The sequence below is a fragment of the Oceanobacillus polygoni genome (genome assembly GCF_008304605.1).
Lineage (GTDB): Bacteria > Bacillota > Bacilli > Bacillales > Amphibacillaceae > Oceanobacillus > Oceanobacillus polygoni.
Window position 1 is genome coordinate 1 of sequence record NZ_PIJY01000034.1, and the last position, 13,566, is coordinate 13,566.

Below are 13,566 nucleotides of genomic sequence, written 5' to 3' on the forward strand. Positions count from 1 at the left end.
ACGGGGTTAACTGATAGATGGATGTTCTGCCTGTTATGATAATGATAAGAAATAAAGTGGCAAAACCAACGATGACTTTGATTAGTGTTAACAAAGTTAACTCGTGATATAATTAGTGTTAATAAAGTTAACAGTTAGGAAGGGGTTAGGTTATGAAACAAGCAACAGTAAAGATTACTGAACAGTTTCCAATTTTAGAGCAGGCATTACATGCTAATCAAAGTACACTTTTGACCGAGGAAACCCTATCAAAATTATCAGATGTAGAACAAGTTTTTTTGCGATTAGCTTGGTTTTTTGAAAACCCTGGTTCAGAAAACTTTAATTTAGAGAGTTTATACAAGTTTCTTGATAATGAATGGCTAGAGTTCGCTCTAGAGGTTATTCATATATTTTTTTACAAAGATACCTATCTAATTCGAAATCCCCAACATTCTTTGGTAACCGATGGTAACTACTATATGAATCAAAGTCGATTTGCGGAGTTCTTACAAGAAAACGGTTTGAAGTATGACAAAGCAAAATTAAGTGTTTATATTACTCGTGGGATAGTCCCTAAAGCAGATATAACAATTAGTGGCACGAAATATTGGGAGCAATCAACTTGTGAAAAATTTCTAAAAGAACAGCAGCAATCAGAATAATTTTTAAAAATGTATTTACACCATAAGGAAACGTTGATTTTCTTATTAAGTTAAGTTTTTAAATGATACAATGGAGGAAATATATTATTCAGTCATTTTGGAGGAGAGATTGAAAGTTAAAAGGTAAGTATGTTTGACCGGGATAATATGTGTGAAATTATTAGATATAGCACAGCTGCAGGAAGCTGTTTTGGAAGATAACATTAATATTTAATAGAAAAGGGGTTATTCCATGCAAGTAAGAAAACATAATGAAATAGGAGATTTGATTTTTGCGCATATCATAAATACCGGTATGTATAAATCAGCGGAATATGATGTGGTATATAATAAAAAAACTAAAATTTTGCACGTTTATGATGATTGTTTACATGATGATACTTCTATTACGAATAACACAATTGTTAAGCATGATATTTTATAAGCTCTGGGATATTCAGATGGATTTATTCAAACGTTTCTAAATAGAATTGGGAAAAAGCAGATAATGCCCGTATTCGAATGTTTATTTATATATATCATGTTATTTGGGAAGTAACGCCGGATAATGATTTTTTGTGGGTAGAAGATGAATCATTTTTATACAAGCCGTTTGCTGAAAAAGTATATGAATATGAGAAAAAAGAAGGTCAAAATTTTTGAAAAGAAAAGTTATAGAATTGAGTAGTTGTCCATGGTGTGGTGGCATGTTGGTTTTAAAGGTTAACAATAGCGAACAATCAATTTTTATTGGCTGTTCAAAGTTCCCCTTTTGCAATTATACAAGGAACGATGTAAATAGCTTTTCAACTGGTGGGAATTATGTGTATAAGAAAAAAGTTGTTTATTTTAAAGATTTTGGAGAGTGATTCCAATTCTTTTTACCATCATTGTTCAATTTGGGTATACCCTGATTGAACAACGATGACTTAGTAATTCACTTAGTGTATAAATACAAAATTTATATACTAAAACATAAATTGCCAAAAAAACTGAACTTAGACAACTGATGGTTTCATAACTTAAGAGTTTTAATACCGTTAAAGAAATTAGCCGAATTTTAATTTTGTACATTTTTTTGTTTCGTTTATTGCATTTTTCCCCTAGGTTAGGGTATACTATGTATAGAAGCTAAAAGCTTTAGTCAATGTCGGTGGCTTGACTATCCCGCGTAGGGGACACTAATCTACTGCGATCCGTCCAGATATGGGATACCTTCCATATCCGACCACCATTTAATTTTTCAATTTCAGAATGGCCTCGGGCACAAGCTTGGGGTCATTTTTTCGTTTAGAGGGATTATATATGGCTATTAAACTAACCGTTGAAGATTTAAAGACAATAAACAAGAAACCCCTGGAATCAGAAATATCGCTCCAGGTTATTTCTGATTTTTATAGAGATTGTCTGATGAATCGAATATTCGAATTCCAAATAGACTATCCGAATCAACCAGTGGTTAAATTACGATTTGAAGAAGATAATATGTGTCACTTGCTTGGCTTTCAGCATATTTTTGAGGACGAGCCTAATGCGAAAAGTTTTACGGGCTTTTCTGGATATGACTATATTTGTACAGGCGTTGTGACGATGGATACACTTAAACAAAACCATATTAAGGATAAATACAAAGAACATCGTGAACGTGTCCTTTATTTTCCTTTCATACTTCAGTTGCTGCAGCACCCTACTGTCATTTTGTTCTCAAACGAACATTTAAATACAAAAATCTCTACCGAATTTATTTTATATGATAATAGAAACAACCGTTACATTCATTTGGGCTTGGACAAACACGGAGGAACAGATTATTATTTTCCACGTACGTTTTTTGTCCGAAAGAAAAACGATTATATCGATGCCCAGACCGAAATTGAAATCGTAGCAATAAAAGAAACCTCACTCAATTATTAAGAGCGAGGGCTTTTTTATATCTGTTTCTTTAATCCATATTCATAGAATTTTTCGTAAAAACCCCCGGTTAGTTTAAGTGTATCATTTCACATGCATATTTATGATGATATTACTTGATGATTACCGCCACTGAAATTTACCAGCTCTGCCATCTTATTTACCAACGAATGATGATGAATGAACAAACGTTGTCAAAACTACACGAAATGAAATTAAGTGGTATGGCTGAAGCGTATAAAGAGCAAACGTCGAGCAAAGAGTTTCAAAAGGTGAGTTTTAAAGATCGCTTTTCTTTACTTGTTGAGTGCAGCTTCAATAACCTCTGTTGTTATGGTTTCAAGATTAATAATTTCAAGTATCCTGATTACAGCCATCCGATTGAACCAGTTTATCATTATTTAAATATCGATAAAGGGTGGCTCTACTAATACTAGTCATTTCAACAATTTCCTTGACACTGTATTCTTCAGTATTATAAAGATTTATGGCTTTTGTAATCTCTTTAGTTCCTACTCTTGGTCGTCCCCCTTTTCTTCCTCTTGCTCTAGCACTTTTTAGTCCTTCCTTTGTTCGTTCAACTATCAAATCCCTTTCAAACTGACTAAAATCCTGAAAGACGGTCATTATTAATCTTCCTTGTGGAGTGGTAGTGGGGCTAAGTATCATCGAATTATTCAACTGCTGGATGAAGAAAAGCCGATAACTCATATATCAGCTGATGTTGAAGTAAGTCTAACACAATTTATCGTATAAAAAAAGATTACCTTAGTGAAAGGGAAACTTAAGTTTCCACATTTGCTTAAGCAAATGTGGTTAAATGGACAGGAGACAGGTTGCTGATGGGATAAGACGATATAAGGCAGAGAATTCAGCTTCTAAAATTATTTTCTTAGAATCAATTTTACTGGCTGCCTTTATTGGATTTCGATTTGAATCTTTTGGTTATTTTATTTTAGCTATGATAGTCTTATATTTTATTGTTCGATTTCGTGTTTTTGCTTGGATTGTCACAATAGGATTTAGTATTTGTTGGGCAATTATAGGCATATCTCTTGGCTTTATGTTTGGTTTTGGTGCTAATGTAGAGTATCTCCCTTATATTTTAGCAATTATCTTTTGTATTGAATTCTTTATGTTTTCGCTAAGGTTTCATTTATTAGGTTATGGGATAAGATAAGGTGATTTTAAGGTCAAGTAATTATTTATAGGGGTTGCCCCAAAGGTCTACTAAGATTTTGTAAGATAGCAAAGTGCGCTATCAACAAATTCTAAGTATCTCGCTTCCCTCTAAAACAATCAACACTTTGTAAGTTCCTGTTTTTTTCTTAGCGAGTGAACACAACGAAGATCAAAAGTTTAAAACCAGTGGATAGCATGCTACACAAGTAGCTTAAAACACCTAGTCAGTAAGGTGACTGACGAAATTAGTATTATTGGTGGTATGGCTAGAACTATGTATCAAATAATTAGCTTAGGAGAAGAAGTATATTCTATTGATACTAATGAAGAAATTGATCTTATAATCTTGAAACCCCACAGAAGTAGTTGAAGCTGCAGGTGACAGTTTAGTAACCGGAATCAAGTAAATATAAAAAATATATCATAACTTCAAAAGATAGATTTTTTGTTTGTCAGATAGTGCAAAATAACACTTAAAATAAGTGCAAATTATCTCTCTAAGTGACACCACGAGGACCGAAGTATGAGCCAATAAATCACATTTATCATTATAGTTGCGGATGCTTTCTGCTTTTGCGTCTCTATGTTTTTGGTATTGTAATATAACTAAAAACAATTTCTGCATCAATTACTAAAACGCAAACATAGTCGATTATGTTCATGCACCTATCTTTTGTACTATTTTTTTCTCAACATGCTGAAATTTTTATCACTTTCTACATAAAACGACATGGGAATTCATGCCTTCAGATAATAAGCTAGAATTAAGATCATGAGTCAAGGGAATGATTTTCCCTTTCCCCTCTAGGAAACTCAATTTTAATATGGGAAAATATAATAGATAAAGTCGTTTTTTAGGGAGTGAATTCGGTTTGGAACTCTATTTAATGATCCTATTCTATTTATGTTTGCTTTTTCCCATACTCCACCTATTTCATTGTTTACCATGGTTTAGTGTAAAGGGAGAAAACGATAAACGAAAGGTAGAATCAGAAAAAGGGATAAGCATTTTAATCCCTTGCTACAACGAAGAAGGAATTATTGAAACATCGATCAACAGCATGAAATCATTATCCTATAAAAATTTTGAAGTAATTTATATCAATGATGGTTCAACCGATCATACCTTTCAGCTTTTGCAAAAACATCTGGAGCTGGAGCCATTATTGAAAACACCATTAAATTGTTTATCATCTCAGGAGGTATCGGGTACCTACCATTCGAAAAGCTATCCGAATATTACCGTTGTAAATAAAGTAAATGGTGGAAAAGCGGATGCTCTGAATGCTGGAATTGAATATTCAACAAAAGAATTGGTTGTCACATTGGATGCGGATACTGTCTTAACGAAGCAGGCCTTAACTGCTGTTAACGAAAAATTTGAAGATGAGAATGTTGTTGCAGCAGGTGGAATGGTACATGTATTGCAAACAAAAACAGCTGATTCCTTAAGGAAACTTTCCCTATCCAAGGCAAATATGCTGCTACGCGTGCAGATGCTAGATTTTATAAAAGCATTTTACGTCACAAAAATTTCGCTGGCACGTTTTCAAGGATTAGCTATTATCTCAGGAGCTTTTGGAATATTTAAGAAGGATCTGCTGATTGAGGTCGGTGGCTATCGTTCATCGGTAGGCGAAGATATCGATATTACATTAAAAATTCAACGGTACATTTCCAAAAAGAAGAACAGAAAAAAGAAGGTCGTACTTATTTCAGATGCAATTAGCTATACGGAATTACCGGAAACTTGGAGAGACTTGTTCAAGCAGCGAATACGCTGGCAGAAAGGATATATGGATTGCTTTGCTCACTTTCTGCCTTTTCTTCTGAAAACACTATTTACAAAGTCTGTTTCCTTTTTCTATATCGTTGAATCATTTGTGGTAGCAATACTAGCAGCCTATGTTACTGCAGGAGTATTTATTTATACAGCAATAACTGGTTATTCTTTTGCATTAGTTAGCTTTGTCGTTCTCTATTTACTATATATATTTTTATTCAACCTTATTTACACAACAATGGCAATTAAACAGGTGAAACGATATGGTTTTTCATTTGAAAAGAAGGACCGGCTTCGTTTATTGATGACTGTGCTCTATGATATTTTTGTCCATCGATTTGTTACGATGTACTTTGTTATGTACGGAAGTGTTGCTTATTTCTTTAATCGAGACTGGAAAAAGGTTGCTCGAACAGGAAGAAATTATGAAACAGATGTGGCTTCATAGGAAGAATGTAACCAACCTGAATAAAATGGAGCGATAGGCGAGGGTGAAATATAAAGATATGCTAAAGAAAATTGTACTAATTGTAGTGACTGTTTTAGTTGTTGGGGGAGTAGCGACTGGTAGCTATGCCTGGAATTTATTTACGTCCGCTATAACAAATATCGAGGAAGAAATTGATAACAAAAAGTCGGAAAAAAGACTACAAAGCATCGATCTATCAGAGGGTGACCCAATATCTGTTTTGCTGGTGGGAATTGACGAACCTGAAGGAAAGGAAGATATTTATCGGCGTTCCGATACACTTATTTACTTAACGCTAGACCCACATACTAAAACAACCCATATGGTAAGCATACCTCGTGATACACTGACTGAAATAGTTGGCCATGGGGAAAAGGATAAAATCAACCATTCTTATGCATTTGGCGGTATTGAAGTAACAAACTCATTTGAGTTTACACAGGATGACTTTACTTTTGAAGAAGGACCAATTCATCTAGGAGGAGAAGAAGCCCTATCCTATATTCGGATGCGGAAAGAAGATCCAAAAGGAGATTTCGGTCGCCAGGAAAGACAGCGACAAGTTATCCAATCCTTTTTAGAAAAAGGGAGTACCTTACCGGGTTTAACATCCTCTATTACGAACTTTGAAGAGATTATCACCTCTGTTGAAGACAGTGTCAGAACAAACTTAGGCTTAAAGCAAATGTGGGATATTCAATCAAATTACCGTGATGCGCTTCGTCATATTGAAGAGCACGAAATAGAAGGAAAAGAAACAGAAAAAAATAAAACTTTTTATTATATACCTGATGAAGATAAGCTTGGGGAGCTTTCTGAAGAGTTGAATGGACAGTTGGAGGGAAGTAGTTGATGCATGCTATATTTCTTGCCTCAGGGTGAATAAGATAAAGGCTATTCAAAACAGAAATGAACTGCGAACGCTTAGTCGTTCAGGAATCCCACTTTTCATACTGAAAAGTGTAGGGCTTGCGGCTTTAGTTGTAGGAGTCTCAGAGAATTTGATAATGGAGAAATATAAGGCACAGACTTGTTTTTGTTAATAGATTTCCCCGGAACTTTTTAACAACAATCATATTCTAGGAAAAAAGGATGTCTTAGTTGAATAAATTCAATAAATTATACTATACACTTTTCCTTTCAGCCTTTTTACTCGGCTGTTCATTAAATGAAAAATACTTATCCTATAAAGATTTAAAGGAACATGAATTATTGAATGAGGATTATGAAATCAATTACCAATCACGTGGTAGCGATATCGTCGTCATTGCTATTCATGGAGGGGACATTGAGCCGGGGACCTCAGAGGTGGTAAAAGGTCTGGCAAACCAGATGGCTCTTTCTTATTATCTTTTTGAAGGAATAAAGCCAACGAACAACATGATTTTACATATCGATTCCAAATATTTCGACGAACCGATAGGCCGAAATATCGTTCAAAATTCTGTAAGCACTTTATCTATTCATGGATATGAAGGCCAAGGAAATGAATCTATTATATATCTTGGTGGAAGGAACAAAGAATACAAGGAAACGATACGTTATTCTCTTCAGAATCGAGGATTCCAAGTTGAAGATGCACCTCCTGGTATAGCAGGGATGAGTGAAAAAAACATTGTCAATGATAATCAATTAAAAAAGGGTGTACAGTTAGAGCTGACAGCAGAATTACGTAGATCTTTATTTAAAAACGATAATCGTTCATACCAAGATACAACGAATGTATATGATAAATTGATTGATAGTTTAGAGGAAGCAACTAATCATTACCTCAAAACCTCTTAAAGATACGGGTATATTTTCAATGTCATTATTGGGATAATTCGCACAATTCCTTTCATATTTACCTCCCATATGGGGCATATACTTGCCGTCCATGTCCTATTATACTTCAAATCTGAAAAGAAGGAATAAGTTATGAAAGCAATATCTTATCAACAATTTGGCGGAAGAGCAGAAGAAGCGTTAGCCTTTTTTAAAAATGCATTACAAGCAACAAATGTAAAAATGGTGTGATTTGGTGCTTCTGGACAGTCTGTCTCGTATGCTTTTAAGTCTTTCTTCTTTGTTTTCTTAGTATAATGCTTGGCTCATGACTTGCGGAAGGTGTGTGAGAAGGCAACGGAAATCGGCAAAATCAAGTAGGCTAAACAGGACTAGCAAAGCAAAATGCGCTTTTTAAATCCTGCTAAGTCATTGGGTTTCCCCTCGGTATCCGACGTGTTTCATGACAAGATGTTCAGCCCTATGCTTTTCTTGCAAGTCAGTTGCAGGTCAATCCGACCCTTACCACTGTGTTTACGTCAACATTTGGTGGAATTCAAACAAAGAAAGGAAGTGACTTTCATGGAAAAAATCTATGAGATCGTAGTAAAAGAGATAGAATTGAATCAGGTGGATGTGATTCGTTCCCCGGAGGTTGGAGCTGACGTTGCTAGACATTTGGTTCAAACTCCCAGTATATGGACAAATTGTTTAATTAGCGAAATTTGCTTCCCATGAGCTACGAAAATAACAATTCAAATCCTTCCTATAAAAGCTTTTTGTAGTACTCCATCCAATCACTCCTTTTTGCATATTAACAGCAGCCAGTCAATTTTTACTTTCTTATTTTGTGATATTTGAGAACACTTCTGAGAACAGAATTTTGAATGCTTGTATCGCTTAGGTACTTTATAATTTTTACCACATGTAGTACATTTCTTTGCAACTATCATGGACTCATTTCTACATTTGAAACTACAAAATTTGGCACCACGCTTAAAGTAAATAGGAGATACCAATTTTTCTCTACCACTATGTCTGCAATATATTTTTACTTTTGTTCGTACTTTTTGGGAACATCTTCTACTGCAGTACTTTCTTCCTGAATTTAATTCATATTTTGTGACTGAAAATTGCTTATTACAGTTTTCGCAAGACATAATATGCTTCATTTAATTAGTAGGCATAATATACTTTTTTTACTAGGAATACTTTTATATATAGTAAAATTTGGTTATATATAACTAGGTTATATCGCATAAAATAGGATGCGCTTTTATTAGCACCCGTTAAAATATTAAGGAGAGATAAAATGGCTGTAAACAATGCAATTTACATTTTTAGAGGAAATCCCTTTCTGCAATATATTGAAGTAACTAAATTTAAAAATGATATCTCATCTATTTTTGAAGTTCCGAAAGAAGTAATTGGATTACCATTTCAAGAATATTATGCAAAGCTAATAAACGATTATCCGTCATACATACAAGAGATTAGAAAAACCTTTTTTGAAAATATTTTATACTCTCAATTAAAGAATGTATTTGTTGATAGAATTGAAAGTCATCCAGATTTAGAAGTGGAAAAGTTTAAAAAAGTGTGAAAAACGTAATTGAACAGGTAAATTACAAAGATTCAATACCATCTATTCATCAAATGGCAATGAATGAGAATGGATTCTATCTAATGGATCTTTTAAATATAAGTGTACCTAATACTAGTTTTATAGCTGGGTATGATTACGAAGCTGATAATGGTATTGTTTCAAATGCACGGTTTCTTTATGTTGAAGTTGTCCCGAATCATATAACAAAATCTACATATTTTATTGCAGGGATTGAGATAGACTTCATTAATGGAATAGTACTAACAATGTTGAGAAATGTGCCTGGACTAGAAAAGGAAAATGAAAAAACGCACACAACAATAAATCAGCTTCGTAATAGTGCAAAGCAAAGAGTACTGAGTAGGCTGGGGTTAAGCTTACAAACACCAAATGTTAGACAAGACAGAATAAATATGTTTAATTTTTGTAAAGATTTAGATGACAAGTTGTTAAAAGATTCACGAGAAACTTTAATTTCAAATACAGAGTTTACTGTAAGAGATAGTGTTAATCAGCTCAGTTCAGCCTTATTCCCTGGTACGGAGGAAAAATTGAGTCGAACTGATAAACAAGATTTAGGAAAACAAATCACAGCACTTCTGCTAGGATATTATATCAGTAAGTACAAATCGGCTGCATTAGTAAGAAAAGCCAAAGAAATAAAACTGTTAGGCTATCCAACTAGAGTGAATTTCACTTCAAGTAAAAAAGGTAAAAGTTCAACACAATCTTTCAATTCAAAACATCCTGTTTCTGGTTCAGATATGTTTCATAGTTTGTATTTTAGTTTTGAGCAAGCTTTGGGAATGGATAGTTGGTCGATATCCTGGTTCACCGATTTTTTATATTTACGGACGAAAAAAATATAGATGTAATTGGTACAACAATATACACAACTAAAAAAATTTTAAGGTTGTCTTTCTTCCAAAAAGATCATTAGATAAGGAGATAATTCATTATGTCATTAAAACAATTAATTCATACCGTTAGTTTAAAGTACTGAAACTTTAGAAGTGTTGAGTGATATTTCTGATATTGTTAAAGATGAAAATTTTTTTAAAGAGAGGTTATTTTATTACTTAGAAGACAGCATTGTTGAAAAAGTTCTAAACGAATTAATAAAGGAAGGATTTTCCTCAAAGTATTTTATGTATGATTGTGAAATAACGGATTCGGTAGAATATGCTGTAAGTTTAAAAGAAAAATGTGAGTTTTGTGATGAGGTTCTTAATGAATCTGAAAACCATGTAATCTCTGAAAGTTATAGATTAAATTCGCATTTTTTAAGTCTTATTAGAGAGCAAAGGAAAGAAAATTTAAATAAGTTTTTAGATCCAACTTACATACAAAATTTAGAGAGACTAAAGTCTAAAACACGTAAGTTGATTCCTTTTATAGGTGCAGGAGTTTCTGTTCCATTTAACCTACCCGATTGGGGTGATTTACTTTTAAAATTAAATAAGGGTCTTAACCCTACTGATCAAGAAATGTATGAATACTTAATAAAAGAAGGAGACTATTTTAGAGCTTTAAGTGTTCTTAAAACATACTCCGTTTCTTACTCTTCTGATGTGGAAATAAAACGTGATATTAAACAAATACTGAAAAGCGAATATAATAAAAACACCTCTATAGAACATAATGTTAATGATATTTTGAAGCTTGAAAGTCAATTTTTTGTTACAACAGACTATGACAATATATTGTCTGAGTACCGAGGGAAATATAGAGATGATTTTGTAACACCCTTAGTCTTAAAAGACTTAGAGGATGTTCAAGATTTATTTAGTAACGATACTCAGCAAGTTATACATCTTCATGGAAATATCGATATTCCAAGTTCAATGATTGTGAGCGAGGAAGATTATGAAAAATTATATAATGATAGCAAAATCGAAAGTATATTAAACGCTATAATGGCTAACAGTTCATTGCTCTTTATTGGTTTTTCTTTTAAGGACAAATATTTTAAGGACCTCTATAAAATGATACATAATAATATAAAACGAGAACATTTTATTATAGTTGCTAATTTACATCCAATAGAATCTAAAGATTTACTTGGTCAGAATTTAATTCCAATCAATTTGAAAATAGGCAACAAAGATGAATATACTTTAGCAATAAAAACTATACTTGAGGAATTATATTAAACGCTTAGGGATACCTAAGCGTTTTTGTTTTTAGAAGAACCTAACATTAATTAATGAACAGACACATTTCCATTCAAGTGGGATTCACTCTCCATCCCGGGAAGAAATACATGTCACCGAAAGGCAGGTGGATGCAGGAAAGTTTCTAGGAATCGAAGTATTGGATCATCTCATCATTGGTGGAGGAACAACATGTTTATCAGTCTAAAGGGAAAAGGATACTTATAAGCCTGAGGGGAGAATTCTCCTCAATCCTTGTTTAGAGGGAGTGTAATATTAACTGTGTAAGTGAGAGATCGTACGGCTCTTACTTCGCAGTTAATTTTTTTATTGGTAGAATAAAACTATAACGTTTGGGAGGTTATTCTATTGACGAAGTCGAAGCGAGATCAGAAATCAGCTGAGTTAGCGAACCAAATTCTAGAAAACTACCAACCAGAGACCGTAGAAGACATGCAGAATGCACTGAAAGATATATTTGGCCCTATGTTTGAATCTATGTTGAAGGGTGAAATGAACCATCATTTAGGCTACGAAGCGAACGATAAAGAGGAAAAAGAGACCGAAAACAGACGGAATGGCTATGGAAAGAAAACTATCAAAACGAGCTCGGGTGAAGTGAATATCAAGGTACCAAGAGATCGCGATGGTTCCTTTAATCCAGAACTGATACCGAAACGGAAAAAGGACGTCTCTGCGATTGAAAATAAAGTGATTTCCATGTACGCACGTGGAATGTCGCAGCGAGATATTTCGTCAACAATCGAAGATATTTATGGTTTTTCAGTGTCCCATGAAATGGTATCGGATATTACAGATCAGGTATCTTCCAGAGCTAGAAGAATGGCAAACAAGACCGTTAAGTAGCTGTTATGCCTTTGTTTTTGTAGATTGTATGTACACAACGATTCGTAATCAATATGAAACGAAGAAATACGCTGTCTACACGATTTTAGGATATACCATGGAGGGTAATAAAGAAATTCTTGGATTATGGTTAAATGAAACGGAAAGCAAGCATAAATGGATGCAGATTTTCGATGAAATCAAGGCAAGAGGAGTCGAAGATATTTTCTTTATATCCATGGACGGGGTAAGTGGTTTGGAAGAAGGATCACGTGCCGTTTTTCCAGATGTCATTGTCCAGCGATGCATGGTTCATTTGATTCGTAATTCTGTTAAATATATTCCTAGTAAGGATTATAAAGCCTTCACCAAAGCGTTAAAGAAAGTCTATGGTGCACCAAGCCTTAAGGCTTGCCTAAGTGCTTTTGAATCTTTTCAACAACAATGGGCTGCCTATCCAGGAGCGATTGACGTTTGGGCAAGAAACTTTCACCATGTCGAACAGCTTTATGATTATGGAAGTGCCATTCGTAAAGTGATGTACACTACTAACGCAGTAGAAAGTATTCATTCCAGCTTCAGAAAAGTAACCAAAAAAGGAGCATTCCCCAACGAGAACGCTCTATTAAAAGTATTATTTTTACGGGTAAAAGAACTCGAAACCAAATGGGAAGGTGGCCATATTCAAAACTGGGCAATGGTTATGAACCAACTTCTCCTTCAAGATGAGCTAAAAGATAGAGTGTTAAAGTACCTTGAGTAAAAGGGACTTTAACACTTTATTTGACAAACCCCGAATCGGTACATCCTGAAAAAGAACCTCAACCCAAAAATTTGCTTTGGTAGCTTACCATTCTCATATTCAGCAATAAAAAGCCGCTTAAATTCATCTGAATAAGATTCCCTTAGGACTTACTGATTTTACATAGGTGTTATTTAATAACCTCTTGATGTCTCCCTGTGTGAATGTTTTTTTACTCATATTTTTTCCCCAATCTCTATTTTATTCATTATACAAAAAATACCCTATAGAGCAGACTCTTTTTTTAAAGTGTCTATTCTATAGGGTACATATTATTTCCTCCTAGCTCTTTTTGTAGATTACATATTACTTTTTAAACGTTTTAAAATCCGATGATAATCATCCCGATCAATCCCTGGGGCAAATTGCTCTGGAAGTTCTGGGAAGTCGGGCACAGGCGCACCCTTAGGCATTCCATCAATTACTC

General features: G+C 34.0%; 13 protein-coding genes and 4 pseudogenes. 14 read left to right on the forward strand and 3 right to left on the reverse strand.

Going from position 1 to position 13,566, the window contains the following annotated elements:
• Positions 1–152 precede the first annotated feature (152 nt).
• The 5 genes and pseudogenes from F1560_RS17460 to F1560_RS22790 all read left to right on the forward strand — a co-directional run.
• Positions 153–644, forward strand: a complete 492-nt coding sequence (locus F1560_RS17460) for a hypothetical protein (protein WP_149475934.1) — start codon at positions 153–155, stop codon at positions 642–644.
• A gap of 232 nt (positions 645–876) precedes the next feature.
• On the forward strand, positions 877–1,068 hold the full coding sequence (locus F1560_RS17465; protein ID WP_149475935.1) for a hypothetical protein: 192 nt from the start codon (positions 877–879) through the stop codon (positions 1,066–1,068).
• Positions 1,069–1,303: 235 nt separating this feature from the next.
• Positions 1,304–1,492 carry a topoisomerase DNA-binding C4 zinc finger domain-containing protein gene (locus tag F1560_RS22785; RefSeq protein ID WP_425466046.1) on the forward strand — a complete coding sequence of 63 codons (189 nt, stop codon included), beginning with the start codon at positions 1,304–1,306 and terminating at the stop codon, positions 1,490–1,492.
• 436 nt (positions 1,493–1,928) lie between these two features.
• Positions 1,929–2,537 carry a PBECR4 domain-containing protein gene (locus F1560_RS17475; RefSeq protein ID WP_149475937.1) on the forward strand — a complete coding sequence of 203 codons (609 nt, stop codon included), beginning with the start codon at positions 1,929–1,931 and terminating at the stop codon, positions 2,535–2,537.
• Positions 2,538–2,707: 170 nt separating this feature from the next.
• Positions 2,708–2,842 (forward strand): annotated as a pseudogene (locus tag F1560_RS22790) (AAA family ATPase); the annotation flags it as partial.
• Between the two features lie 46 nt (positions 2,843–2,888).
• Here the strand turns inward: F1560_RS22790 and F1560_RS17485 are convergent.
• Positions 2,889–3,245: a recombinase family protein gene (locus F1560_RS17485; RefSeq protein WP_210095963.1), complete on the reverse strand. Its 357-nt coding sequence runs from the start codon at positions 3,243–3,245 to the stop codon at positions 2,889–2,891.
• Between the two features lie 109 nt (positions 3,246–3,354).
• Here F1560_RS17485 and F1560_RS17490 point away from each other — a divergent pair, with 109 nt between their 5' ends.
• The 9 genes and pseudogenes from F1560_RS17490 (at position 3,355) to F1560_RS17535 (ending at position 13,100) form a co-directional block, all read left to right on the forward strand.
• Positions 3,355–3,714, forward strand: coding sequence for a hypothetical protein (locus F1560_RS17490; RefSeq protein ID WP_149475938.1), 360 nt, complete (start codon positions 3,355–3,357; stop codon positions 3,712–3,714).
• A gap of 874 nt (positions 3,715–4,588) precedes the next feature.
• Positions 4,589–5,947 (forward strand): glycosyltransferase family 2 protein, encoded by a 1,359-nt coding sequence (locus F1560_RS17495; RefSeq protein ID WP_149475939.1) that lies wholly within the window; start codon positions 4,589–4,591, stop codon positions 5,945–5,947.
• A 43-nt stretch (positions 5,948–5,990) separates the two neighbouring features.
• Complete coding sequence (locus F1560_RS17500) at positions 5,991–6,821, forward strand: LCP family glycopolymer transferase (RefSeq protein ID WP_420874461.1); 831 nt, start codon at positions 5,991–5,993, stop codon at positions 6,819–6,821.
• 248 nt (positions 6,822–7,069) lie between these two features.
• Positions 7,070–7,753: a poly-gamma-glutamate hydrolase family protein gene (locus tag F1560_RS17505; protein ID WP_149475940.1), complete on the forward strand. Its 684-nt coding sequence runs from the start codon at positions 7,070–7,072 to the stop codon at positions 7,751–7,753.
• Positions 7,754–9,044: 1,291 nt separating this feature from the next.
• Positions 9,045–9,335: a hypothetical protein gene (locus F1560_RS17515; RefSeq protein ID WP_149475941.1), complete on the forward strand. Its 291-nt coding sequence runs from the start codon at positions 9,045–9,047 to the stop codon at positions 9,333–9,335.
• Positions 9,332–10,207 (forward strand): hypothetical protein, encoded by an 876-nt coding sequence (locus F1560_RS17520; RefSeq protein ID WP_149475942.1) that lies wholly within the window; start codon positions 9,332–9,334, stop codon positions 10,205–10,207. Before F1560_RS17515 ends, F1560_RS17520 begins: the two co-directional genes overlap by 4 nt.
• A gap of 147 nt (positions 10,208–10,354) precedes the next feature.
• Positions 10,355–11,491 carry an SIR2 family protein gene (locus F1560_RS22470; protein ID WP_245347908.1) on the forward strand — a complete coding sequence of 379 codons (1,137 nt, stop codon included), beginning with the start codon at positions 10,355–10,357 and terminating at the stop codon, positions 11,489–11,491.
• A 106-nt stretch (positions 11,492–11,597) separates the two neighbouring features.
• The gene (locus F1560_RS22685; RefSeq protein WP_342780260.1) at positions 11,598–11,699 is read left to right on the forward strand and encodes a JAB domain-containing protein; all 102 of its coding nucleotides are present in this window, start codon (positions 11,598–11,600) and stop codon (positions 11,697–11,699) included.
• A 161-nt stretch (positions 11,700–11,860) separates the two neighbouring features.
• A pseudogene (locus F1560_RS17535) lies at positions 11,861–13,100 on the forward strand (IS256 family transposase).
• A 65-nt stretch (positions 13,101–13,165) separates the two neighbouring features.
• Here the strand turns inward: F1560_RS17535 and F1560_RS22475 are convergent.
• Positions 13,166–13,319, reverse strand: a pseudogene (locus tag F1560_RS22475) (HTH domain-containing protein); the annotation flags it as partial.
• Between the two features lie 119 nt (positions 13,320–13,438).
• Positions 13,439–13,566 (reverse strand): annotated as a pseudogene (locus tag F1560_RS22480) (manganese catalase family protein); the annotation flags it as partial.